The 23,710-nt window shown below is 71.6% G+C and carries 21 protein-coding genes and 1 pseudogene; 7 read left to right on the top strand and 15 right to left on the bottom strand.

The genetic code is table 11. From position 1 onward, the window contains the following. Window positions 1–11 precede the first annotated feature (11 nt). A complete protein-coding gene (locus tag BM242_RS25250; RefSeq protein WP_245834508.1) occupies window positions 12–632 on the top strand; it encodes a 2'-5' RNA ligase family protein in 621 nt (206 codons plus the stop codon). Between the two features lie 9 nt (window positions 633–641). Here BM242_RS25250 and argS read toward each other — a convergent pair whose 3' ends face one another. The 3 genes from argS to BM242_RS25235 form a co-directional block, all read right to left on the bottom strand. Further along, window positions 642–2,414, bottom strand: a complete 1,773-nt coding sequence (argS, locus tag BM242_RS25245; RefSeq protein ID WP_093841245.1) for an arginine--tRNA ligase — start codon at window positions 2,412–2,414, stop codon at window positions 642–644. 175 nt (window positions 2,415–2,589) lie between these two features. Further along, a complete protein-coding gene (locus BM242_RS25240; RefSeq protein WP_139238445.1) occupies window positions 2,590–3,429 on the bottom strand; it encodes an SAM-dependent methyltransferase in 840 nt (279 codons plus the stop codon). A gap of 41 nt (window positions 3,430–3,470) precedes the next feature. Further along, window positions 3,471–3,698, bottom strand: coding sequence for a hypothetical protein (locus tag BM242_RS25235; protein ID WP_139238444.1), 228 nt, complete (start codon window positions 3,696–3,698; stop codon window positions 3,471–3,473). Between the two features lie 401 nt (window positions 3,699–4,099). On the opposite strand from BM242_RS25235, the pseudogene BM242_RS25230 reads away from it, so the two are divergent. Continuing rightward, window positions 4,100–4,510: pseudogene (locus tag BM242_RS25230) on the top strand (tyrosine-type recombinase/integrase); the annotation flags it as partial. Window positions 4,511–4,517: 7 nt separating this feature from the next. On the opposite strand, the gene sodN reads toward BM242_RS25230, so the two are convergent. Next, window positions 4,518–4,913, bottom strand: a complete 396-nt coding sequence (gene sodN / locus BM242_RS25225) for a superoxide dismutase, Ni (protein WP_093841242.1) — start codon at window positions 4,911–4,913, stop codon at window positions 4,518–4,520. 155 nt (window positions 4,914–5,068) lie between these two features. Between sodN and sodX the strand changes: the two genes are divergently transcribed. After that, the gene (gene sodX / locus BM242_RS25220; protein WP_342747007.1) at window positions 5,069–5,455 is read left to right on the top strand and encodes a nickel-type superoxide dismutase maturation protease; all 387 of its coding nucleotides are present in this window, start codon (window positions 5,069–5,071) and stop codon (window positions 5,453–5,455) included. Here sodX and BM242_RS25215 read toward each other — a convergent pair. Both BM242_RS25215 and BM242_RS25210 read right to left on the bottom strand, forming a co-directional pair. Further along, entirely contained in the window at window positions 5,365–5,988 is a 624-nt protein-coding gene (locus BM242_RS25215; RefSeq protein WP_093841241.1) for a CGNR zinc finger domain-containing protein, read from the bottom strand. The genes sodX and BM242_RS25215 overlap by 91 nt on opposite strands. Before the next feature lie 519 nt (window positions 5,989–6,507). Beyond that, a complete protein-coding gene (locus BM242_RS25210; RefSeq protein WP_093841240.1) occupies window positions 6,508–7,722 on the bottom strand; it encodes an NAD(P)-dependent malic enzyme in 1,215 nt (404 codons plus the stop codon). Window positions 7,723–8,293: 571 nt separating this feature from the next. Between BM242_RS25210 and BM242_RS25205 the strand changes: the two genes are divergently transcribed. The 3 genes from BM242_RS25205 (at window position 8,294) to BM242_RS25195 (ending at window position 11,091) form a co-directional block, all read left to right on the top strand. Next, window positions 8,294–9,226, top strand: coding sequence for an ABC transporter substrate-binding protein (locus tag BM242_RS25205; protein WP_093841239.1), 933 nt, complete (start codon window positions 8,294–8,296; stop codon window positions 9,224–9,226). Between the two features lie 84 nt (window positions 9,227–9,310). Continuing rightward, complete coding sequence (locus tag BM242_RS25200) at window positions 9,311–10,330, top strand: amino acid ABC transporter permease (protein WP_425443931.1); 1,020 nt, start codon at window positions 9,311–9,313, stop codon at window positions 10,328–10,330. Then, complete coding sequence (locus BM242_RS25195) at window positions 10,327–11,091, top strand: amino acid ABC transporter ATP-binding protein (RefSeq protein WP_093841238.1); 765 nt, start codon at window positions 10,327–10,329, stop codon at window positions 11,089–11,091. The genes BM242_RS25200 and BM242_RS25195 overlap by 4 nt, the downstream gene beginning before the upstream one ends. 36 nt (window positions 11,092–11,127) lie before the next feature. Here the strand turns inward: BM242_RS25195 and BM242_RS25190 are convergent, their stop codons facing one another. Continuing rightward, window positions 11,128–11,676: a hypothetical protein gene (locus tag BM242_RS25190; protein ID WP_093841237.1), complete on the bottom strand. Its 549-nt coding sequence runs from the start codon at window positions 11,674–11,676 to the stop codon at window positions 11,128–11,130. Window positions 11,677–11,934: 258 nt separating this feature from the next. Between BM242_RS25190 and BM242_RS25185 the strand changes: the two genes are divergently transcribed. After that, complete coding sequence (locus tag BM242_RS25185; protein WP_093841236.1) at window positions 11,935–12,897, top strand: zinc-binding dehydrogenase; 963 nt, start codon at window positions 11,935–11,937, stop codon at window positions 12,895–12,897. A gap of 52 nt (window positions 12,898–12,949) precedes the next feature. Here the strand turns inward: BM242_RS25185 and BM242_RS25180 are convergent, their stop codons facing one another. The 8 genes from BM242_RS25180 to BM242_RS25145 form a co-directional block, all read right to left on the bottom strand. Next, window positions 12,950–13,996 carry a PadR family transcriptional regulator gene (locus BM242_RS25180; protein WP_093841235.1) on the bottom strand — a complete coding sequence of 349 codons (1,047 nt, stop codon included), beginning with the start codon at window positions 13,994–13,996 and terminating at the stop codon, window positions 12,950–12,952. A 1-nt stretch (window position 13,997) separates the two neighbouring features. After that, a complete protein-coding gene (locus tag BM242_RS25175; RefSeq protein ID WP_093841234.1) occupies window positions 13,998–14,888 on the bottom strand; it encodes a DUF4097 family beta strand repeat-containing protein in 891 nt (296 codons plus the stop codon). 124 nt (window positions 14,889–15,012) lie between these two features. Next, the gene (locus BM242_RS25170) at window positions 15,013–15,201 is read right to left on the bottom strand and encodes a DUF6104 family protein (RefSeq protein WP_093841233.1); all 189 of its coding nucleotides are present in this window, start codon (window positions 15,199–15,201) and stop codon (window positions 15,013–15,015) included. A gap of 81 nt (window positions 15,202–15,282) precedes the next feature. Continuing rightward, window positions 15,283–19,167, bottom strand: a complete 3,885-nt coding sequence (locus BM242_RS25165; RefSeq protein WP_093841232.1) for a multifunctional oxoglutarate decarboxylase/oxoglutarate dehydrogenase thiamine pyrophosphate-binding subunit/dihydrolipoyllysine-residue succinyltransferase subunit — start codon at window positions 19,165–19,167, stop codon at window positions 15,283–15,285. A 453-nt stretch (window positions 19,168–19,620) separates the two neighbouring features. After that, a complete protein-coding gene (locus tag BM242_RS25160; RefSeq protein ID WP_093841231.1) occupies window positions 19,621–20,709 on the bottom strand; it encodes a HAMP domain-containing sensor histidine kinase in 1,089 nt (362 codons plus the stop codon). Between the two features lie 3 nt (window positions 20,710–20,712). Next, window positions 20,713–21,543 (bottom strand): response regulator transcription factor, encoded by an 831-nt coding sequence (locus BM242_RS25155; RefSeq protein ID WP_093841230.1) that lies wholly within the window; start codon window positions 21,541–21,543, stop codon window positions 20,713–20,715. 139 nt (window positions 21,544–21,682) lie between these two features. Next, on the bottom strand, window positions 21,683–22,444 hold the full coding sequence (locus BM242_RS25150; RefSeq protein WP_245834506.1) for a spermidine synthase family protein: 762 nt from the start codon (window positions 22,442–22,444) through the stop codon (window positions 21,683–21,685). 118 nt (window positions 22,445–22,562) lie between these two features. After that, a complete protein-coding gene (locus BM242_RS25145; protein WP_093841229.1) occupies window positions 22,563–23,366 on the bottom strand; it encodes a protein phosphatase 2C domain-containing protein in 804 nt (267 codons plus the stop codon). Between the last annotated feature and the right edge of the window lie 344 nt (window positions 23,367–23,710).

Genomic DNA, 23,710 nt, shown 5'->3' with positions numbered 1-23,710 from the left:
GGAGCGCCACCATGACCACCGCCGTTCAGAACATGGCCGACCACTGGTGGTGGCGGCCCGGCTGGCGTCCCGGCCGGACCTTCTACACCTGGCACCTGACCTGGCGGGACGCGCCCGAGGTGCTGCGCTTCGCCGAAGAGGCGCGCCGTGCTCTGGAGGATGTCCCCGGCCTCGATCCCGTCCCCGACGGCTGGCTTCATCTGACCATGCAGGGTCTGGGATTCACCGACGAGGTGGCGGAAGCGGACGTCCGGGCTGTGGTGGAGGCGGCCCGAGCCCGTCTCGCCACCGTATCCCCGCCCAAGGTGACCGTTTCGGGGCCTGTGGTGACCCCCGAGGCGATCTACGGTGTGCCGGAGCCGGTCACCGCCATCGCGGCGATCCGCGCCGCCATCCGACAGGCCGTCGCCGATGTGTGGCCGGCGGTGCCGGAGCCGGAAGCCGGTTTCCGGCCCCACATCACCGTCGCCTACAGCAGTGCCGACGGGCCGGCCGCTCCCGTGCACGAGGCACTGGCGGCGGCCCGTATCGCTCCGGCCGCCGCCGGGATCACCACGGCTGAGCTGATCATTCTCAACCGTGACCACCGCATGTATCAGTGGGAGACCTGTGCCGAAGTACCGCTCGGATGAGCTGTTGCCTCACATCCGGTCGGGGGCGGTGATGCCCAGGAGGCCCAGGCCGCGGGCGAGGGTGGTGCCGGTGAGCCGGCACAGGGCCAGACGGTTGGCACGGGTTTCGGCATCGGCCTTCAGGACGGGGCAGGACTCGTAGAAGTCGGTGTACGCCTTGGCAACGGAGTACAGATAGCCGGCCAGCCGGTGCGGTTCGAGGGTGTCGGCGACGCCGTTGAGTACGGAGCTGAACTCATCCAGAAGCAAGGCGAGTTGGCGCTCGGCGGGTTCGAGGGCGAGAGCGGGCCGGAACCGGGCCTGCGCCGCAGAGTCGCCCGCGCGGCGGAGGATGGAGGCGATGCGGGTATGGGTGTACTGGAGGTAGACACCGGTCTGGCCGCTGAAGGACACCATGCGGGCAACATCGAAGGAGTAGTCCTTGACGCGTGAGGTGGACAGTTCGGCGTACTTGACCGCGCCGATACTGGCGACCTGCGCGATGCGGTCCAAGTCGGCGTCGTGGAGGTCCGGGTTCTTCTCCGTGACGACCTCCTGAGCGCGGCCGTAGGCATCGTCGAGGAGGTCCGCCAGGCGGACCGTGCCGCCGGAGCGGGTCTTGAAGGGCCGGCCGTCCGGACCGTTGATGGTGCCGTTCTGGACGTGGACCGCCTGGATGTCATCCGTCAGCCAGCCCGCGAGGCGGGCGGTGCGAAAGAGCATGGCGAAGTGCTGGGACTGGCGCGCGTCGACGACATACAGCAGGCGGGTGGCCTTCAGCTCCTGGGTGCGGTAGCGGATGGCGGCCAGATCGGTGGCGGCGTAGCCGAAGCCGCCGTCGGCCTTCTGCACGATCATCGGGACGGGCTTGTCCTCCGGCCCGCGGATATCGTCGAAGAAGACGCACCAGGCGCCTTCGCTCTCCTGCACGATGCCCTTCTCCCGCAGTTCGTCCACCACGCTCTGCAGACGGTCGTTGTAGAAGGACTCGCCCGCGACATCGTCGAGCGTGAGCAGTACACCGAGACGGGCGTAGATCTGCTGAAAGGCGTTCTCGGACTCGGCGACGATCTCGCGCCAGGCGTTCACGGTCTCCGCGTCGCCGGCCTGGAGGGCGACCACCCGGCGCTGGGCGCGTTCCTTGAAGGCCGGGTCGGCGTCGAAGTGTTTGCGGGCCTCGCGGTAGAGGGAGTCCAGCGCCGAGACCGCGCTGCCCGCCTCGGCCTGCCCCAGGTCCCTGGCATGCCACCGCAGTTCCGGATGCTCGGTCAGGTACTGGATGAGCATGCCGAACTGGGTGCCCCAGTCACCGATGTGGTTCTGGCGGATCACCCGCGCGCCCAGGAAGTCCAGCACCCGGACCAGGGCGTCGCCGATCAGTGTGGAGCGCAGGTGTCCGACGTGCATTTCCTTGGCGACGTTGGGCGCGGAGTAGTCCACGACCGCCACCTGGCCCCCCTGGGTCTCGGGCACGCCCAGGCGGGCGTCGCCGTACCGGAGGGCCAGGCGGCCGAGCAGCGCTTCATCGGCGAGATTGATGTTGAGGAAGCCAGGCCCGGAGACTTCGACCGAGCGGATCCACTCGACCCGGGACAGGGGCTCGCGCAGCTTCTCCGCTACCTCGCGGGGCTTCTCCCGCAGGCGCTTGGCCAGCGGCAGCGCCACGTTGGACTGGAAGTCGGCATGGTCGGAGCGTCGGACGAGCGGGTCCTGCCCGGCAAGTTCGGGCGGCAGTGTCCCGGCCATGGCCGCCGATACCGCTGCCTCCACCTCGTCGGCCAGCGACCGCACCCGCTCCGTCATGTGTCCGCACATCCTCCGTCGATCGGGCCGCGCGAGCGCGCGGCCCCGCCAAGCTGAGCTCCACTGTGGTGCGGCACGCCCGGACCAGCCGAAGCAGGGGCGAGCCCAAGGTCCGGCCGTCAGGTCACCGGCGCGCTGCACCACTAAGCATGGCAGGAGTTGCGTGGTGGTGCGGTCACGACCTGTCGATCAACGTCTCCAGGTGCTCGACGCTGGAGACGGCACGTGCCAGCCCTTCATCGGCAATCGGCTGCCGGTGAACCGGAGGCACATACAAGATGTGCTGAGACGTCGCCACCTCCGCGAGAATGCCGAGTTCCGATATTGGGATATCGGCGATCTCGGGCCGGGTAAACGGGAACGAGGCGCTGTGTACCAGCCGGGTTCGGTGATCCGAAGGGTAGAATTGCTCCAGATATTTCCGCAGCCGGGCGAATCTCTCCGGCCGGTTCTTGTGCGTCGAGTACAGCGAGGTCTCCACGGTATTCACCTGCCACAGGAACAGCGGCACCGTGGGCACGAGCGGATACCGGCGCAGCAGAAGGCTGGTCGCCTCGAACATCAGCGCCCCGTCCGGACCGGGATCAAAACGCAGATCAGACCACACCGTGTCCAGTGCCGAAACCCCGGGCACCACGTCCACCGGAATTCCACGCCGCTCCGCCTCGGCCAGAATGAGTTGCGACGGAGTCACCAGCACGAGCGGATTGCCGGACGTCACATACGCGACGTGGCGGCCGGCGCCGGAGGTCGCGGCCCCGATCACCGCGCCCGCGACCTCATGATACGTCTGCCGCCTCGCCTTGTTCTCGGCGTAAGCGGTGGACAGGTCCACCACCTCTGCCTCGTATCGCTCGCGCAGACAGTCCAGAACGAGACTCTGCGCGTGGAGCACATAAAGAGCGTCGGCGACGCGGAGCACGGATTCCGCTTCGTGGGTCATCTGCATGACGCTCACGGTGCCGATCCCCACGAGGGAAATCCGTGCCGCGCCGCTCTTCTCAGGAACGGTCACCCCTGTCCTCTCGGAGGCGAAGGTATGCAGTCGATCAGAGATCAGGCGGTGAGTCCGTCGTCGTCGTAATTGCCGTTCTCGCGGATGAAGAAGTATTTCGTGTCACCCAGGAGCCGGTAGAGGGCATTCTCGTCCCCGGCCAGCAGCGCGCTGGCCTCTTCCTCGGTGAGGTCGAATCCGGTGAGTACATCCGGGTCACCGTCCCGGAGGCCAGTCCGGAGACGGAGGTCATGGTTGCTGCGGTGCAAGACTTCACGAAGCGCCGACATAAAACCCTCCTGTCTGATTGCGTGTCCGGCAGCGTACTGACGGTAACGACGGGGCGTATAGGGCTCATCCGGTCAGGACGCCACAAGATCTACCGCCGGCGCCACGCCAGACAGGCACTCGGTACCGGGTCAACGGACAGGGCCACGGCTGCCCGGCGTGCCCGGCATCGCAGGCCGAACGCCGGCCGGAGCGGGCGCCGGGCGCTTGTGCGGACGTGTACTCCGCGCCTGAGCTGCGAGGGCGCGGGCACTGGGTGCGGGCCGGTGTGCGAGGCGTTGTATGCGCCAGATGAGCACGTGCGCGGGGGACCGGACGCCGTCAAGGCTCCTGGAAGGGATGACGCGATTCAGCAGATGCGCCGGATCGAGGCCGCTGGACTCGGCTTGGGCGAGTACAGCTTGCAGGGCTGCGGATCGGCGAGCTGCTCGGGCTCAAGGTCTCGGACGTGGACCTCAAGCGGGGCACTATCCGGGTGGAGCGGCAGCGCAACCAGGCCGCCGAAATCTGCCCGCCCAAGACCGGCAAGTCACGCCGTACCGTGCCGGTCGGCGAAGTGGTCACCGACGTCCTGCTGCGGCATCTCGCCGAGCGGCCGTCCAAGGAATGGCTGTTCACCATGGAAGAAGGAGCCCCGCTCGTCTACACCCGGTGGCGGACGGAGTGGAAGGCGGCCCGGCGGGCCTACGCCCATCTGTGGCCCGGCGAGGACGACCGCACCCGGTCCGTCATGGACGCCGTTTTGGGCGGCCTGCGGACCGGGTGCGGACCGAAGAGCCCTGCGGAGAAGGAAACCGCAGGTCAGAGGCCGTGAGGGGCGGTCAGCCCTTCTTGGTCTCCCAGAAGATCTTGTCGATCTCGGCGATCAGGTCGAGCGCCTTCTGGCCGGTGGCCGGGTCGGTGGACCCCTTGGCCGCGCTCAGCGCCTTGAGGGTGTCGTTCACCAGCACGTGGAGCTGCGGGTACTTCTCGAAGTGCGGCGGCTTGAAGTAGTCGCTCCACAGGACCGAGACGTGGTGCTTGGCCAGCTCGGCGCGCTCCTCCTTGATCGTGGTGGCCCGGGCCCGGAAGTGCGGGTCCTCGTTGGCCTGGTACTTCTCCTGGATGGCCTTGACCGACTCGGCCTCGATCCGGGCCTGGGCCGGGTCGTAGACGCCGCAGGGCAGGTCGCAGTGTGCGCTGACCTTCAGCGTGGGTCCGAACAGGCGGGAGAACATAGCCGTCCTTCCTCGTGATCGTCTTTCCTCGGTGCGACATTACTCCGTACGCGGCGGCATTTCGCGGTCGGCCGGGTCCGTCCGGACGGCTTGGGCCGAAAGTCGGGTGCTTGACTGGGCGGGAAGATCTAGGCCGAGGAAGGGACGAGGCGGGCGTGAGACTGGCGCTGGCGGAGGTCTACAACGACTCCATGCTGCCCACCCTGCGACCCCGCGACCGGCTGCTGGTCCGCCATGGCGCCCGGGTGCGGGCGGGGGATGTGGTGGTGCTGCGTCACCCGCACCAGCAGGACCTGCTGGTGGTCAAGCGGGCCGTGGAACGCAGGCCGGACGGCTGGTGGGTGGTGGGCGACAATCCGCGGATCACCAATGACAGCCGGGAGTTCGGGGCGGTGCCGGAGGAACTGGTCGTGGCGCGGGCGCTGCTGCGGCTGCGTCCGCCGCGCCGCACTCAGCCCTCCCGGACCGGCTCGGCGCTGGCCTGGCTGCGCTCGGCGGTGAGGCCGCTGCCGTCCCGCTCCCGGCGCTTGCGGGCCCGGTAGGCGGCGACGTTCGCCCGGGTGGCGCAGCGGTCCGAGCAGTAGCGCTTGGAGCGGTTGGTGGAGGTGTCGAGGTAGGCGTTGCGGCAGGGCGTGGCCTCGCAGACCCCGAGCCGGTCCGCGCCCAGCTCGGTGAGCTGGAACGCCAGGCCCATGCAGGCGACGGCGGCGTAGGCGGCGGTGGCGTTACCGGCGTGCTCGGCGAGATGCAGATGCCAGCGCGGCCGGCCGGCCTCGTCCAGCAGATCGTGACCGGAGATCTGCGGGCTGGCCGGGTACTCCAGCAGCAGGCCGTTGAGCAGGTCGACGGCGCGGACCTGGTCGCCCTCGGCGGCGGCGGTGAAGACGGCGCGCAGCCGGGCCCGCACCCCGCGCAGCCGGCCGACGTCCGCCTCGGCGGCCCGGCGTGCCGAGGGATGACCGGTGGCGAACAGCTCGCGGACGGCCTCCACGGTGGTCAGTGCGTCGATGCCGCGCCCGGGCTCCTCGGTGTTGACCAGCCGCACGGCGAGATCCGCGTAAGAGGTCAGTTCCACAACGATCCTTACCCCACGACGCTGGACGTTGCCTCCCCACCCGCGACTCTACTCGTCACAGGCACCGGGCCGCGCCGGCCCTTACCGGCCCGATGCCGGGGTCCGGGGGCGCCGCTGGTTGTTGGTCGTGGGGGTGGGTGGTGCCGGGGGTGGGGGTGTGCGGGTCCGGGCGGGCCGGGCGCCGGGGCGCGCCAGCCCTTGGCGGGGCGATGCCGGGGCCCGGGGGCGCCGCTGGTTGTTGGTCGTGGGGGTGGGTGGTGCCGGGGGTGGGGGTGTGCGGGTCCGGGCGCGTCGGCTCTTGGCGGGGCGATGCCGGGGTCCGGGGGCGCTGCCTGTCGTCGGTGGTGGGGGTGTGCGGTTCGGGGTGGGCCGGGTGCCGGGGCGGCCGGTTCTTTGCCGGCGTGATGCCGCGGGCCCGGCCGGCGCCTCGGCGCCGGCCGGGCGGGGCGGGGGCTGCCGTGGGGCGGCCCCCGCCCCGTCGTGGCGGGGGGTGAGCGGCGGCCGGCGCCGCAGGCTGCCTCAGCGGCGGGCCAGGCCCTCCGCGCGGGCGGTGGCGGCGACGGCCGCCGCGACCGCCGGGGCCACCCGCTCGTCGAAGGGGGAGGGAATGACCAGCGACGGGCTGAGCTCGTTCTCGACGACGGCCGCCAGCGCCTCCGCCGCGGCGAGTTTCATGCCCTCACTGATCTGCGACGCCCGCACCTGGAGCGCGCCCGCGAAGATCCCGGGGAACGCCAGCACATTGTTGATCTGGTTGGGGAAGTCGCTGCGCCCGGTGGCCACCACCGCCGCGTACTTGCGGGCGATCTCCGGCCGGATCTCCGGGTCCGGGTTGGCCATGGCGAAGACGAAGGCGTCCGGCGCCATGCTCGCGACCACCTCCTCCGGGACGGTGCCGCCGCTGACGCCGATGAAGACATCGGCGCCCTTCATGGCGTCGGCCAGCGAGCCGGAGCGCCCCCGGGCGTTGGTGAGCTGCGCCAGCTCCTGCTTGGCGGAGGTCAGGTCGGAGCGGTCGGGGGAGACGATTCCGCGCCGGTCGCAGGCCAGGATCTCGCCGGCGCCCGCGCCGACCAGGATCTTGGCGATGGCCGCGCCCGCCGCGCCGGCTCCGGAGATCACCACCCGCAGGTCCGCCATCCGCCGCCCGGTCAGCTTCACCGCGTTGCGCAGCGCGGCCAGGGTGACCACCGCGGTGCCGTGCTGGTCGTCGTGGAAGACCGGGATGTCCAGCCGGGCCTGGAGCTTGCGCTCGATCTCGAAACAGCGCGGTGCCGAGATGTCCTCCAGGTTGATGCCGCCGAACGACGGCGCCATCCGGGCCACCGTCTCCACCAGCTCGTCCGGGTCGCGGCAGTCGAGCGCGATCGGCACCGCGTCCACCCCCGCGAACTGCTTGAACAGGATCGCCTTGCCCTCCATCACGGGCAGCGACGCCTCCGGGCCGATGTCTCCCAGCCCGAGCACCGCGCTGCCGTCCGTGACCACGGCCACCACCTGCGACTTCCAGGTGTAGTCGTGCACCAGCTCCGGCTGCCCGGCGATGGCCGCGCAGACCCGCGCCACCCCGGGGGTGTAGGCGAGGGAGAGATCTTCGGCGTTGCGCACCGGGACGGTGGCCCGGACGGCCATCTTGCCGCCGCGGTGCAGGGCGAAGGCCGAGTCCGGGTCCTGGTGCGCGGGCAGTTCGTCGGTCAGTTGATCGCTCTCTGCGTTGACAATGTCGGACGACACGTGGTCTGACCCCTTATTCGCATCACTGTTCGAGGGACCGCTTCCCGGTCGGGAGGCGGGCGGGCAACCACGTCCGCGGCCCGTCGGGCGGATGGCCGCCTTCCGGGGGCTGATGCGGACGCCGGACGCGCCGCACACGCGCCCAGGTCCCCGGGTGAGGGGTGTAACGGACCGTTCTACAGGATCACCGCGTCGGCGATCGAGTGATTTCGGCGGCCGGAAGGTGCCGGGCTCGCCCCGGCCGCTTCCGGGGCGCCCATCCTGACCCCGGCGCCTCGCCCCGACCTGGGGCGGTGCCGGAGCGGGCCGGGGGGCAAAGCCGCCGGAATCGGATGGGCGGTGATACATCTCTCACCGCCACCCTGGCCATGCTCCTTTTCCGCTGGTTAACGTTTTCCGGTCACCGGTATGGAGTGTCCGTTATCCGATCTTGACGTCGGACGGGGGCCACCCGGCCGTGTCCGGATGGCAAGATTCCCGTCATCCCCGAACAACGTTTGTCACCCACCGGGCTCCCGACGACGTGTCCCCGGCACCCCGGCGATACCCATCCCCGCAGGAGGACCCCGCGATGACCGCCATGACCCGCTCCCGTCGGCGCTCCCGCCACCTCGCCGCCGCCGGCGTCTACGCCGCCTCCGCCGTGCTGCTGCTCGCCGCCTGCGGGGACGACAACGGCGGCTCCGGAGCCGGGGACGCCCCGGCCGGCTCCGACGCCCCGCTGTTCGACACGCTGCCCGAGGACATCCAGCAGGCCGGGAAGATCAAGGTTGGCTCGGACATCGCCTATGCCCCGATCGAGTTCATGAACGAGAACAACGAGGTGGACGGCATCGACCCGGATATCGCCGGCGCCCTCGGCGAGCAGCTCGGCGTGGAGTTCGAGTTCATCAACGGCACCTTCGACGGTCTCATCCTGGGCATGAACTCCGGCCGCTACGACATCATCATGTCGGCCATGACGGACACCAAGGAGCGCCAGGACGGCATCGCCGAGGACGCCGAGGGCGGGGCCGACTTCGTCAACTACTTCCGGGCCGGCTCGGCGATCCTGGTGGCCAAGGGCAATCCGGAGGGCGTGCAGGGCCTCGGCGACCTGTGCGGGCTGACCGTCGCCGCGCAGCGCGGCACCGCCAACGAGGCCCTGGTGCAGGCCCAGAACGAGTCCTGCGACGAGCCGGTCGAGATGCTGGTCAACGACACCGACGACGAGTCGATCACCCAGTTGCAGAGCGGCCGGGCGGCCGTGGTGGTCACCGACTTCCCGGTGGCCCTCTACAACGCGCTGACCGCCCGGGACGGGGAGCTGTTCGAGGTGGTGGGCGAGCAGATCGACGCCGCGCCGTACGGCATCGGGGTGCCCAAGGACAACCCCGAGCTGCGGGACGCCCTGCAGCAGGCCGTCCAGGCGATCATCGACAACGGCGACTACGCCGAGGTGCTCAAGGAGTGGGACGCCGAGACCGGCGCCATCGAGTCCGCCACCGTCAACGCCGGCCAGTGACCGGCCCCGCCCGCCCGTCCGTCCGCCGGCGGCGACCGCCCGGCGGCAGCAGCGAAGGCCAACGAAGGCATTCCCGTGTCCGACATCCGTGACCAGGAGCCGGAGCCCGGCAAGGCCGCCAAGAGCGGCGCCGGGCCCGGCCCCGTGCCCCCCGTGAGCGCCGGCGGCCCGCCGGCCGGCCCGCCGGTCGGCAAGGTGCCGCCCGAGGCCGTCAAGGCCATCCCGGTCCGCCACTACGGCCGCTGGATCTCGGCCGCGGTCGTGCTGTTCCTGCTGGCCCTGCTGGTGCAGGCGTTCCGCAACGCCGACATCGCCTGGGAGGTCGTCGGCGAGTACCTGGACGCCGAGACCGTCGTCGAAGGCGCCCTCAACACCCTGTGGATCACCCTGTGCTCCATGCTGCTCGGCGTGGTGCTGGGGGTGGTCCTGGCGGTGATGCGGCTGTCCGCCAACCCGGTGCTGTCCTCGGTCTCCTACGCCTACATCTGGTTCTTCCGCGGCACCCCGGTGCTGGTCCAGCTCTTCCTCTGGTTCAATCTGGCGCTGATCTTCCCGGTCTTCGACATCGGCTTCTACGAGGCCGACATGAACGAGGTGATGACCCCGTTCATGGCCGCGCTGCTGGGCCTGGGGCTGAACGAGGCCGCCTATATGGCGGAGATCAGCCGGGCCGGCATCCTCTCCGTGGACCGCGGCCAGACCGAGGCCGCGCACGCCCTGGGCATGTCCGGCGCAAAAACCATGCGCCGCATCGTGCTGCCGCAGGCCATGCGGGTGATCGTGCCGCCCACCGGCAACGAGTTCATCAACATGCTCAAGACGTCCTCGCTGGCCTACGCCATCCAGTACCAGGAACTCTTCCTGGCCGGCCGCAACATCTCCTCCCGTACCCTGGCGGTGATGGAGATGCTGATCGTGGTCTCGGTCTGGTACCTGGTGCTGACCACGGTGTTCTCCATCGGCCAGTACTACCTGGAGCGGTACTTCGCCCGGGGCAGCGACCACCGCCTGCCGCCCACCCCGCTCCAGCGGATCCGCGCGCAGCTCACCTCGTTCCGGGTCCGCAGCAAGGTCCGCGGTGCGTCCGGCGAGGTGACGGTATGAGCGAGCCCATGGTGCGGGCCGAGCAGGTCCACAAGTCCTTCGGCCCCGTGAAGGTGCTCCGGGGCATCGACCTGGAGGTACGGCGCGGCGAGGTGTTCTGCCTGGTCGGCCCGTCCGGCTCGGGCAAGTCGACCTTTCTGCGCTGCATCAACCATCTGGAGCAGATCAGCGCCGGCCGGCTCTGGGTGGACGGCCGTCTGGTGGGCTACCGCCAGAAGGGCCGAAAGCTCTACGAGATGAAGGAGCGCGAGGTCGCGGCCCAGCGCCGGGACATCGGCATGGTCTTCCAGCGCTTCAACCTCTTCCCGCACATGACCGCGGTGGAGAATGTGATGGAGGCGCCGGTCCAGGTCAAGGGCGTGCCCCGGGCCCGGGCCCGGGAGCGGGCGGTGGAGCTGCTGGAGCGGGTCGGGCTGGGCGACAAGATCCGCGCCTATCCGGCGCAGCTCTCCGGCGGCCAGCAGCAGCGGGTGGCCATCGCCCGGGCGCTGGCCATGGACCCCAAGCTGATGCTCTTCGACGAGCCCACCTCGGCGCTCGACCCGGAGCTGGTCGGCGAGGTGCTGGATGTGATGCGGCAGCTTGCCGAGGAGGGCATGACGATGATCGTCGTCACCCATGAGATGGGCTTCGCCCGGGAGGTCGGCGACTCTCTGGTCTTCATGGACGGCGGGGTGGTGGTGGAGGCCGGGCATCCGCGCGAGGTGCTGACCGACCCGCGCCACGAGCGCACGAGGGCGTTCCTCTCCAAGGTCCTGTGACCCCTCCAGGGTCCCTCCGGCCGGCTCGCCCTCCCGTCAGCGGGTGAGCGGGAAGGTCCAGGCCTCCAGCGGGGCGGTGTCGCCGCGCGGGTGCAGCTTGCCGGAGTGCAGCCAGCCCCACCCCTGGAGCGCGCTGCGCGCCATGCCGTTCCCCGGCTCCAGCAGGGTGACCGCCAGGGGCGCGCTGCTGCGCGCCAGCAACTGGTCGTGCAGCCGTCCGCCCACCCCGTGATTGCGGTGCGCCGGGCGCACCATCAGCTCGGCCATCACGAACAACTGCCGGGAATTGGCCACCGAGGTCAGCTCCGCCAGCTCCGGAGGCACCTGGGAGAAGCGGTCCCACCAGCTTCCGTCCCGGTCGATGCGGAAGCCGTAGGCGCAGCCCACCACCGCCGGTGCGCAGGCCAGCACCAGATCGAACTCCGGCTGCTGGACATGTTCGGCGAAGCGGCTCAGGAAATCCTGGCGGTCGTGGAGCGCCGCACCCGGGGTGTCCCGGTACGCCTCGGCGTGCACATCCGCGATGTCGTTGCGCTGGTCCTCCGCCTGCCACCGGCTGAGCCGCCGCAAGAAAAGCTCGGTCATCTTCGACAAACCCCATCCCCGCGTTGTCCCCGCGTTGTCCCCGCGTTGTCCCGCGTTGTCCCCGGGCTGTTGCCGGGCTGTGCCCGCGTCTCCCCGCCGCGGTGCCGGCGTACGGGTGCGGGTGCCGTGCCGCTGAGTCTTCCCATGGTTCCAGCTTGTGCACGGCCAAGGAAGCCCGGCGGGCGCGGTCCGGTGATCTGAATCGCTTCCCGGCGGTGCCTCTGGTATGCGCCCGCTCAGCGGATTAGCTTGAGGATCATGTTTGCCGCCTATGCCGCTCGTTTCGACCGTGAGCAGCCGCTGAACGCATTGGAGTTGGGTGAGCGCCCGGAGCCGCTGGCGCCCCCGAACTGGGCCGTCATCCAGGTGCGGGCCGCCTCCCTCAACCATCACGACATCTGGTCGCTGCGCGGCGTCGGCCTGGCCGAGGAGCAGCTGCCGATGATTCTCGGCTGCGACGCGGCCGGTATCGACGCCGATGGCAACGAGGTGGTGGTCTATCCGGTGATCGGGGCCACCGGCCATGGTGTCGGGCCGCGCGAGCGGCGTTCCCTGCTGACCGAGAAGTACCAGGGCAGCTTTGCCGAGCAGCTCTCCGTGCCGCAGTGGAACATCGTGCCCAAGCCCCGGGAACTGTCCTTCGAGGAGGCCGCCTGCCTGCCCACGGCCTGGCTGACGGCGTACCGGATGCTGTTCACCAACGCCGGGGTGCGGCCGGGGGACAGCGTGCTGGTGCAGGGCGCCGGCGGCGGGGTGGCGACCGCGGCGGTCGTGCTGGGCGCGGCGGCCGGGCTGCGGATGTTCGTCACCAGCCGGGACGAGGCCAAGCGCAAGCGGGCGGTGGATCTGGGCGCGGAGGCGGCGTTCGAGAGCGGCGCCCGGCTGCCGCACCGGATGGACGCGGTGCTGGAGACGGTGGGCGCGGCCACCTGGTCGCACTCGGTGACGTCGCTGCGGCCCGGCGGCACCCTGGTGATCTCCGGCGCCACCTCCGGCCCCAATCCGCCGGCGGCCGAGCTGACCCGCATCTTCTTCCTGGAGCTGAAGGTGGTCGGATCCACCATGGGCAGCAAGGAGGAGCTGACCGGGTTGCTGAACTTCTGCGCGGCCCGGAATGTGCGCCCGGTGATCGACTCCGTGCTGCCGCTGAGCCGGGCCCGGGAGGGCTTCGCCAGGATGGCCGGGGGCGACCTCTTCGGCAAGATCGTTTTCACGCCCTGACCGCGGGGCACGGCCCCCCGGCCGGCCCCGGCGGCCGGGGGGCCGGGCCCGGTCAGCCGTCCTGGCCGGGGCCGCTGCCGCGGGCCCTGCGGTACTCCTCGGGGCTGCGGAGCAGCGCCACCAGGTGGGCGGCGGTGGTGGACAGGTGCCGGCGGGCCTCGCGCAACTGGGCGGCGGAGACGCCGTGGTCGCGGGCCGCGTCGCGGACGTCGTCCCGCACCCGGTCCAGCAGCTTCTCCAGCTCGCGCAGCCGCTCCTCGGCGCTCAGCTCCGCCTCCGGGCCGCCGCCCCCGGTATCGGTGCCGGTATCGGTATCGGTGCCGGTATCGGACGGCCTGGGGGCGCGGTGCTGCTGCTGGGCGCCGCCGCGGAACGGCCAGGCGTGGTCGGTGATCCGGCCGCCGAGTCCGCCCAGGCCGCCGAACTCCCGGCTCAGGCCCTCCAGCCCCTCGCGGACCGCGGCCTGCCAGTCCCCGGCGGAGGTGTGCCGCTGCACCCGCTCCTGGATGCGGCGGGCGGCCTCCTCGAAGTGGTCGCGGGCCTCCCGGCTGGACCTGCTGGCCTCCTCCTTGGCCCGCCGCGCCTCCGAACGGGCCCGGCGGATCTCCTCCTTGGCCTCCTCCTTGGCCCGGCGCACCTCGTCCTGCCAGTCGTCGTGCGGGCGGGCCCGGGGCCGCCGCGGGCCGTCGCCGGAGCTGCCGCCGGAGCCGCCGCCGGCCTGGGCGGCGGCCCGCCGCATCTCCTCGCGCAGGCCGTCCGCGGAACCGCGCACGTCCTCCCGGATGTCGGCGGCCAGCGCGGCCAGCGATTCACGGATCTCGCGTTCCAGCTCGGCGAGTTCGGCGGCCCGCTCGTCGAGCTCCCGGCGGCCGGCGGCGGTCAGGGCGTAGACCTTCCGGCCGCCCTCCTCGGTGTGGCTGACCAGACCCTCGGCCTCCAGCTTGGCCAGCCGGGGATAGACGGTGCCGGCGGACGGGGCGTACAGGCCCTGGAAGCGCTCCTCCAGCAGCCGGATGACCTCATAACCGTGGCGCGGGGCCTCGCCGAGCAGCTTCAGCAGATACAGGCGGAGCCGGCCGTGGGCGAAGACGGGAGGCATGTCAGGCGTCCTTACGGAAGGAGGGGGTGTCGGGGGCTTCGGGGGCGTCAGCGGCGTCGGCGGGGCCGGGGTCGGTGTCCGGCGGCCGGCGCAGCAGGGCCACCGCGCCGGAGACGGTGTTCACCCTGATCCGGCCGGCGCCGTTGCCCAGGGTGCCGGTGAGCCGCCGCCCGCCCCAGCCGCCGTCCACCGACAGCTCGCCGAAGGCGCTGGAGACGGCCCCGCCGGCGGTGCTCGCGTCCACCTTGGCCCCCATCCCCTCGGGCAGCCGCATGGCCACATCGCCGGAGACCGTGCCGGCCTTCAGTTCGACCGGCCCGGCGGCGGAGTAGAGATCCAGGGTGGTGGCGCCGCTGACGGTCTCGGAGCGCAGCTCGGCGGTCCGGCCGTCGATCAGGGTGAGGTCTCCGGAGACCGAGGCGAAGCGCAGCGCCCCCGCGAGGGACTGCGCCTCCAGGCTGCCGGAGACCGTCTCGGCCTGCACCGGCCCGCCCAGTCCGACCAGGGTGGCGTCGCCGGACACCCCGCGCAGCGTGGTGGGGCCGGAGATCCCGGAGATCACGGCCGAGGCGCCGACCACCCCGACGGTGAGCCGGACGCCGGAGGGGACCGAGACCGAGACCACCGCGTGGCGGTTCCAGCCCCGGCGGTCCAGCCACTTCAGAAAGCCGGGCCAGGGGGTGTCCTCGTAGGCGACGACGAGCCGGCCCTCGCTGTGCCGGACCAGCAGCGGCGGGCCGGTCAGCTCGCTGATCTCCACCCGGGCCGCCGGACCGGGCCCGCCGACCACGTTCACCGTGCCGTTGATGAGCCGTACATGCAGCTCGGTCACGGGCTCGGCCAGGTCCAGTGTTTCCGGCTCGGCGATCCGCCAAGAGGTTCCGTCGGGCATCGGGTCCTCCCCGGGGTACGACAGGGCTATATCGCGACTGTTCTACCAGACACGATATATCGCGTATCGCGATTGTCAACGCCGCCCTGCCGGCGCCCTTCTGCCGCGGCCGTCCGCCCGGTGGCTATACGTCGCCGTCGTCGTCTTCGTCGTCCAGCCGCGCCAGCCAGGTCGCCAGCCGCTCCACCGGGACCTCGAAGTCCGGATGGAGATCCACGAACAGCCGGAGCTGCTCGGCCAGCCAGCCCAGCGACACCTCCTCCTCCCCCCGCCGCTGCTCCAGCTCCTCGATCCCGCGATCGGTGAAATACACGTTGTGCTCCGGAACGGATACGGCCGGGGGCCGGCGCCGACCGCCTGGTGACGGTGCGGCGCCGGCCCCCGGCGGGCCTGCTCAGATGTCGAAGACCTCGTTGACCAGGGCCTGCTGCTCGGCGGCGTGGGCCTTGGGGGAGCCGACCGCCGGGGAGGAGGACGACGGCCGGGACACCCGGCGCAGCCGGTCCGCGTTCGGCACCGGGTCCGAGCCGATGATCAGGTCCAGATGGTCCACCAGATTGAGCGCGATGAACGGCCAGGCGCCCTGGTTGGCGGGCTCCTCCTGGGCCCAGACGAACTTGGTGGCGTTCGGGTACCTGCCGATCTCCGCCTGCACCTCCTGGGCCGGCAGCGGGTAGAGCCGCTCCAGCCGGACCAGTGCGGTGTCGGTCGCGCCCCGCTTGGCGCGCTCGGCGGCCAGGTCGTAGTAGACCTTGCCGGAGCAGAAGACCAGCTTGCGCACCTCACCGGGCGAGACCGTGTCGTCGCCGATGACCGGGCGGAACCGGCCGGAGGTGAACTCCTCCGCCCGGGAGGTGGCCGTCTTGGCCCGCAGCAGGGACTTCGGGGTGAAGACCACCAGCGGCTTGTGGTGCGGGTTGTGCACCTGCCAGCGCAGCAGATGGAAGTAGTTGGACGGCAGGGTCGGCATGGCGACCGTCATGCTGTCCTGGGCGCAGAGCTGGAGGAAGCGCTCGATCCGGGCCGAGGAGTGGTCCGGGCCCTGGCCCTCGTAGCCGTGCGGCAGCAGCAGGACGACGCCGGAGGACTGGCCCCACTTCTGCTCGGCCGACGAGATGAACTCGTCGATCATGATCTGGGCGCCGTCGGCGAAGTCGCCGAACTGGGCCTCCCACATCACCAGCGCGTTGGGCCGGGCGAGCGAGTAGCCGTACTCGAAGCCCATCGCCGCGTACTCGCTCAGCAGCGAGTCGTAGACATTGAACCGTGCCTGGTCCTCGGCGAGGTAGAGCAGCGGGGTGTACTCCTCGGCGGAGGTCTGGTCGACCAGCACCGCGTGGCGCTGGGCGAAGGTGCCGCGCCGGGAGTCCTGGCCGGCCAGCCGGACCGGGGTGCCCTCCATCAGCAGCGAGCCGACGGCCAGCGCCTCGCCCATCGCCCAGTCGATGGTGCCCTCCTCCACCATGGCGGCGCGCCGCTGGAGCTGCGGCAGCAGCCGGGGGTGGACATGGAAGCGGTCCGGGACATTGGTCTGCGACTCGGCGACCCGCTTGAGCACCTCCTGGCTGACCGCGGTGTCCACCGGGACCGGGAACTGGGCCAGCGGCGGGGTCGGCGCCGGCACCGGGGAGGGCGCCTCGGTGGCGTCCCGGACCTCCTTGAAGACCTTCTCCAGCTGGTCCTGGAAGTCCTGGAGGACCTGCTCGGCCTCCTCCATGGTGATGTCGCCGCGGCTGATCAGCGCCTCGGTGTAGAGCTTGCGCACCGAGCGCTTCTTGTCGATCAGGTTGTACATCAGCGGCTGGGTGAAGGCCGGGTTGTCGCCCTCGTTGTGGCCGCGGCGGCGGTAGCAGACCAGGTCGATGACCACGTCCTTGTTGAACGCCTGCCGGTACTCGAAGGCCAGCCGGCCGACCCGGCAGACCGCCTCCGGGTCGTCCCCGTTGACGTGGAAGATCGGGGCCTCGATCATCCGCGCGACGTCCGTGGAGTACATGGAGGAGCGGGAGGCGGTGGGCGGGGCGGTGTAGCCGACCTGGTTGTTGACCACGACATGCACCGTGCCGCCGGTGCGGTAGCCGCGGAGCTGCGACATGTTCAGCGTCTCGGCCACCACACCCTGGCCCGCGAAGGCCGCGTCGCCGTGGATCAGCACCGGCAGCACGGTGAAGTCGGTGCCGCCCTTGCCGATGATGTCCTGCTTGGCCCGGGCCACGCCCTCGACCACCGGGTTGACCGCCTCCAGATGGGAGGGGTTGGCGGTCAGCGAGACCTGGATGCGGTCGCCGTTCTGGCCGGTGAAGGTGCCCTCGGTGCCCAGGTGGTACTTGACGTCACCCGAGCCGTGGGTCGACTTGGGGTCGAGATTGCCCTCGAACTCCCGGAAGATCTGCGCATAGGACTTGCCGACCACATTGGCCAGCACGTTCAGCCGGCCGCGGTGGGCCATGCCGATCACGACCTCGTCCAGGGCGGCACCGGCCGCCTCGTCGAGCACCGTGTCCAGCAGCGGGATCAGCGACTCCCCGCCCTCCAGGGAGAACCGCTTCTGGCCCACATACTTCGTCTGGAGGAAGGTCTCGAAGGCCTCCGAGGCGTTCAGCCGGCGCAGGATGCGCAGCTGCTCCTCACGCTCCGGCGGGGTGTGCGGGCGCTCCACCCGGTCCTGGATCCACTTGCGCTCCTGCGGATCCTGGATGTGCATGTACTCGATGCCGGTGGTGCGGCAGTAGGAGTCCCGCAGCACGCCCAGGATGTCGCGCAGCTTGAGCATCGACTTGCCGGCGAAGCCGCCGACCGCGAACTCCCGCTCCAGGTCCCACAGGGTGAGCCCGTGCTCCTTGATGTCCAGGTCGGGGTGCTTGCGCTGCTTGTACTCCAGCGGGTCGGTGTCGGCCATCAGATGGCCGCGCACCCGGTAGGCGTGGATCAGGTCGAAGACCCGGGCCGCCTTGGTGACCTCGTCGTCGTGGCTGACGTCGATGTCCCGGTGCCAGCGGACCGGCTCGTACGGGATGCGCAGCGCCTGGAAGATGTCGTCGTAGAAACCGTGTTCGCCGAGCAGCAACTGGCTCATGTGGCGCAGGAACTCGCCCGACGCCGCGCCCTGGATCACCCGGTGGTCGTAGGTGGAGGTGAGCGTCATCACCTTGGAGATGCCCAGGCGGTTCAGGGTGTCCTGGGAGGTGCCCTGGAACTCGGCCGGGTACTCCATGGCGCCCACGCCCAGGATCACCGACTGGCCGGGCATCAGCCGCGGCACCGAGTGGACGGTGCCGATGCCGCCGGGGTTGGTGAGCGAGGCGGTGACCCCGGAGAAGTCCTCCATGGTGAGCTTGTTGGCCCGGGCCCGGCGGACGATGTCCTCATAGGCCTGCCAGAACTCGAAGAAGGTCAGGGTCTCGGCCTGCTTCACCCCCGCCACCACGAGCTGGCGGTCGCCGTTGGGCTTGACCAGGTCGATGGCCAGGCCCAGGTTGATGTGCTCGGGCTTGACCAGGGTCGGCTTGCCGTCCTTCATCGCGAAGGAGTGGTTCATGTCCGGCATGGCCTTGAGCGCCTGCACCATGGCGTAGCCGATCAGGTGCGTGAAGGAGACCTTGCCGCCGCGGGCGCGCTTGAGGTGGTTGTTGATGACGATGCGGTTGTCGAACAGCAGCTTCACCGGGACGGCGCGCACCGAGGTGGCGGTCGGCATCTCCAGCGAGGCGTTCATGTTCTTGGCGACGGCCGCGGCCGGGCCGCGCAGCGTGACCAGCTCGGGGCCGGTGTCCCCGGCGCCGTCCTGCGGCAGCGGGGCGGTGGCCTTGGGCACGTCCCGCCCCATGGGCGCGTGCTGCCGGGCGGCGGCCTCCTGCGGGGGCGCCGGACGCGGCGCGGCGGCGGGCCTGGCGGCCGGCGCCGGCGCGGCGGGGGCGGCGGCCCGGGGGGCCGGCCGGGCCGAAGCCCGGGGTGAGGGCTGTGGTGAGGGCTGTGGTGACGGCGGCGGCGCCTTGGGCTCCGCCGGCGCGGCCGGCGCCTGTGCCGCGGGGGCGGCGGGCCCGGCCGGCGCGGCCGGGGGCTGGGGCTGCTCGGCGGGGGCCGTGGCCGTGGACTTGTAGTCGGCGAAGAAGTCCCACCACGCCCGGTCAACGGAGTTCGGGTCCTTCAGGTACTGCTGGTAGATCTCGTCGACGAGCCATTCATTGGCGCCGAAACCGTCCTTGGTGGTGCTTGCCCGGCTCACTTGGCCGTTGGAGACACTCGACGCGTTCGACGTATTCGGGGACTGTGGCGACACGGCGGCAACCGCCCTCTTCCGCTCCGCAAGGTAATGGACAGCGGAAAACAAGGCTACGCCTTCCACCCGGTCCGGCGCAGGAGTCCCCGCCCAGATCGTCACCTAGCTCACACCCGGAAGGGGGTTTCGGGGAGCAACCCGGCGGGAAAAAGCCGGGGTTCGCAAGGTTTCGCACAGGGCGTGGCCAGGCTGCGACAGCAATCTGTCACAGACCTGAAACGTTCCGCCGTACCCGGAGCGTTCCACTCCGCTTATGCCGTCACTCTACGTCAACCGGGCGAGTGCGAACAGACCGGTACGGGTGACACCGGGCACCCGTCACCCCCTCCACCGCGACCCGCCTCAGCGCTCCGTTTCAGCGGCCGGGCAGCGTGGGGCGGACCCGGCAGCCGCGGCGGTCCGGTTCAGCGGCCGGGGAGGGTGGGGCGGACCCGGCAGCCGCGGCGGTCCGGTTCAGCGGCCGGGGAGGGTGAGGCGGACCCGGCAGCCGCGGCGGGAGGGGGCCACCCCGATGGTGCCGCCGTGCAGATCGATCGCCCAGCGCGAGATGGCCAGCCCCAGGCCGGTGCCGCCGGTGTTGCGGGAGCCGGCCGCGCCGGCCTCGGCCGCGGCCTGGCCGAAGCGCTCGAACACCAGGTCGCGCTGGTCCCGAGGGATGCCCGGCCCGTCGTCCAGCACCTCCAGCGCCAGCCCGCCCCGGGAGCGTTCCAGCGGCCGGGCCCGGACCGTGACCCGGCCGCCGCGCGGGCTGTGCTTGATGGCGTTGTCCACCAGATTGGCCACCACCTGGTCCAGCCGCTCCAGATCCGCGTACGCGGTCAGATCCGGCGGCGAGACATCCAGGCCGAGCCGCACGTCCGCCCGGCCGTGGCCCTGGAGCAGCGCCAGCCCGGTGGAGCCCAGCAGGTCGGCCAGATACGGCTCCACCTTGAAGATGCGCGGCTCCAGCGGAATCACCCGGCTTTCCAGCCGGGACAGGTCCAGCAACTGCTCCACCAGCCGGGACAGCCGCTCGGTCTGCCGCAGCGCGCTGGCCATCACCCGGGGATCGGGCTCCGAGACGCCGTCCACCACGTTCTCCAGCACCGCCCGCAGCCCGGCGATCGGGGTGCGCAGCTCGTGCGAGACATTGGCCACCAGCTCCTTGCGGTGCCGGTCCACGGCCTGGAGGTCCGCCGCCATCCGGTTGAACGCCCGGGCCAGATCGCCCAGCTCGTCACGGCGCGAGGCCCGCACCTGGCGCCCGTAGTCGCCGCGCGCCATGGCGCCCGCCGCCGCCGTCATCTGGGACAGCGGCGACACCAGGCCCTGCGCCACGAACTGGGTCACCAGCAGCGAGGCGATCACCGCGACGATGGCGATCACCCGGACCTCGATGGCCGACTTGTAGGCCAGCAGAATCAGCCCGGTGGTGATCGTCACCGAGACGATGACCAGCGCACCGAGCGCCGCCTTGAGCGAGCGGAACGGGTCCACGGGCCGCAGCGCCTCCCAGACCCGGCTCCGCCACGGCCGCGGCGGCGGGCACGGTCCGCCGGTCACCCGTCAGCCTCCTTCGGCCGGCCCGACGCCGTTGGCCGAGGTCTCCAGCGCGTAGCCGACACCGTGCACGGTACGGATCCGCTCCGCGCCGATCTTCCGGCGCAGCGCCTTGACGTGGCTGTCCACCGTGCGGGTGCCGGAGGCGTCCGCCCAGTCCCACACATCGGCCAGCAACTGCTCCCTGGTGAGCACCGCGCGCGGCGAGCGGGCCAGGCAGAGCAGCAGGTCGAACTCGGTCGGGGTGAGATGGACGTCCTTGCCGCCCGCCCGGACGCGGCGCTGGGCGCGGTCGATCTCCAGATCGCCCAGCATCACCCGGCCCGGCGAGGCCGGGGCGGTGGCCACGGCCGCGGCCCGTTCCACCCGGCGCAGCAGGGCATGGGTGCGGGCCACCAGCTCGCGCATGGAGAACGGCTTGGTCATGTAGTCGTCCGCGCCCACGCCGAGCCCGATCAGCATGTCGGTCTCGTCGTCGCGCGCGGTGAGCATCAGCACCGGGATGGGCCGCTGGGACTGCACCCGGCGGCACACCTCCAGTCCGTCGTAACCGGGGAGCATGACATCCAGCACCAGCAGGTCCGGCTGGAACGCCGCGGCGGTGTCGACGGCGGCGGGGCCGTCGGCCGCGGTCTGCACCAGAAAGCCTTCCGAGCGCAGCCGGGTGGCTATGGCCTCCAGGATGGTGGGGTCATCCTCCACGACCAGGATCCGGCGCTGGGCGCCGGGTGTGGTCACGGTACTGACCGGGTAGCGCTGGCGCTCCCCGTTCTCCGGTGCGTGCGGGTCGGTCTCCCCGCCGCCGCCGGATCGTGCACTGCCATGTGTCTGATTCATGTTGTGTCCCGCCCCCGGGAGATGTCTTGCGGAGCCAGTCGGCTGGTCTGGCATTCCTCAGGTTGTGGACGCCGGGAGGCCCCTTCCGTTCGGGCCCGACGGCGCTGGGAGCAGCGTAGATCCCCGGATGGTGCCCGGGCTATGCCGCTCGGGTGCCCAGATGCACGGCATCCGGGACGCCTCGCGGTACCGGTACCAGCGCGGTGCGGACATCCCGGAAACCGGCGTTCACCAAGGCATGTTCGAACCTGCTGGACGGTGCTGCCGACCATACGGCAAGGACGCCGCCCGGCGTCAGCCTGAACCGGCAGGTAATCAGGCCGGACGGCGAATACAGGCTGCCGTTGTCCTCGGTCACCGTCCAGTCCGGGCCGTTGTCGATGTCCAGGCAGAGCACGTCGTAGCGCGGTCCCGGGGCGCGCAGATGCTCCAGCAGGCCGGAGTGCACCACGGTGGTGCGCGGGTCGGCGAGGGCGTCGGCGGTCAGCGGGTTCAGTGGTCCGGACCGGTGCCAGTCGATCACCGCGGGCTCCCGTTCGACCACGGTGATGGCGCCCCAGCGCGGCTCGGACACCGCCTCGGTGAGCGAGAAGCCGACGCCCAGACCGCCGATGAGCAGCGACGGAGCCGGCCGGGCGGGGCCGGGCGCGCCGTCCACCGCCGCCAGCGCGGCGCGCACCAGCAGGCGTTCGGAGCGACCGTCGGAGGTGTCCATCAGAAAGCAGCCGTTGGCGATGATTTCGTACCGGCCGTCCCGGCGCCGCAGCACCACCTCGCCGTGCGGACCCGGCCGCCGGTCCAGCACTTCGGGCGGCCCGGGCGCGGCGGGGCCGGCGGCTGCCGGGGCCGGCGGGAGCGGGGGCGGAAGCGGCGAGAGGGAGTCGTGCGGCTGCTGAACCATGCGGTTCATCCTGTCCCGGCCGCCGCCCTCCGGCACGGCAATAACGCCCGGCGCGCCCCGGGCACTTCGGCCCGCGGGACGGCGCGCCCCCGCCGCCCGCCGCCCGGCGCCCGGCCGCTCAGAGCTCGGCCAGCGCCGCCGTGGCATCGTCGTGGATCTTGCCGCGCGGAAAGGCGGTGCACGACGGATCGGCCCGCTCGGCCGCCCGGACCTGGGCGATCACCTCCCGCGGGCCCTTCTCGGCGAGCACCGCGAACAGCGCCTCCCAGTCCCCGAGCCGGAACACCTCGGTCCAGCGGGAGGCGCCGTCGGTCAGCGCCGCCAGCGCCCGCACCCCGGCACGGGGCAGCGTGCCGGTCACCGCCCGGTGCGCAACGGACGGGTCGGCCGCGGCGGTGAAGAAGCCGTCCTCGGCGTTGCGCCGCGCCTCGATGAAGGCCGCGCGCTCCCCGTACGGGACGGCGGTCCGGGCCGCCGCCCAGACCTCGTCCAGCCGGGTGTCGAGCACCGGCAGCACCCGGCCGTCGGTCCGCTGGATCAGCAGCACCGAGTCGCACAGCACCAGATACTCGACGGCCGTGGCGTCCCAGCGGGCCGCCACCACGGTGGCCTGCGGGGTGCGAGGGTGAGAAAGCTCACACCCGTCGCCGTGTCCGCGTGCGGTTTCGTCAATGGCCTGGACCAGGCATTCCGTGAGCGGCAGGTCCGGCCGGGAGCCGCAGCGGTGCAGCAGCGCGCCGCCCAGCCGGGCGGTGTACCAGGGCGTGCCGTGCCCGCAGCCGGTGCTCTCGCCGGGCCGGGTGCTGACCCCGTCCAGCAGCACCACGGTGCCGCCGCGGCCCGGTGCGGGGGCGGCGGTCGCGGCGTAGTCGTCGTTGGGATGGCCGTCACTCCGGGGCTCGGTAACCCATTCGCAGCGCATGCGCCTCAGTGTGCCGCCGCCGGCGGACGGTTCCGCGGAGCGCGCCGGGGAGCGTCCGCCGCATCCGGACCGGGCGCGGCGGACGGGGAGCGCGCCGCGCGGCGCGGAACCGGCGTGCGACGAGCGGCGGGCGCGCGGGCGTCCGGCCGGGCCGGCGGCGGCCCGGGTGACCGGGGGAGCGGCGGCGCCGGCGGGCGGTGCGGGCGCGGATCTTGCCAGGAGTCGCGACGGAAATCCAGTTCGGCCGGGCCGCGTTGGCGATCCGCGCCCGAAAGCCGTAGAAACGGCCCGGAGAATGGTGCAGTAAGCTGCGCGCGTCCGTGTCCGGGTCCCCTCGTGAGCCG

The sequence above is a fragment of the Streptomyces aidingensis genome (genome assembly GCF_900112355.1).
In the GTDB taxonomy this organism is placed as follows: domain Bacteria; phylum Actinomycetota; class Actinomycetes; order Streptomycetales; family Streptomycetaceae; genus Streptomyces; species Streptomyces aidingensis.
Note: the sequence above shows the minus strand (reverse complement) of the source record. Positions and strands in the feature narration are given on the sequence as shown.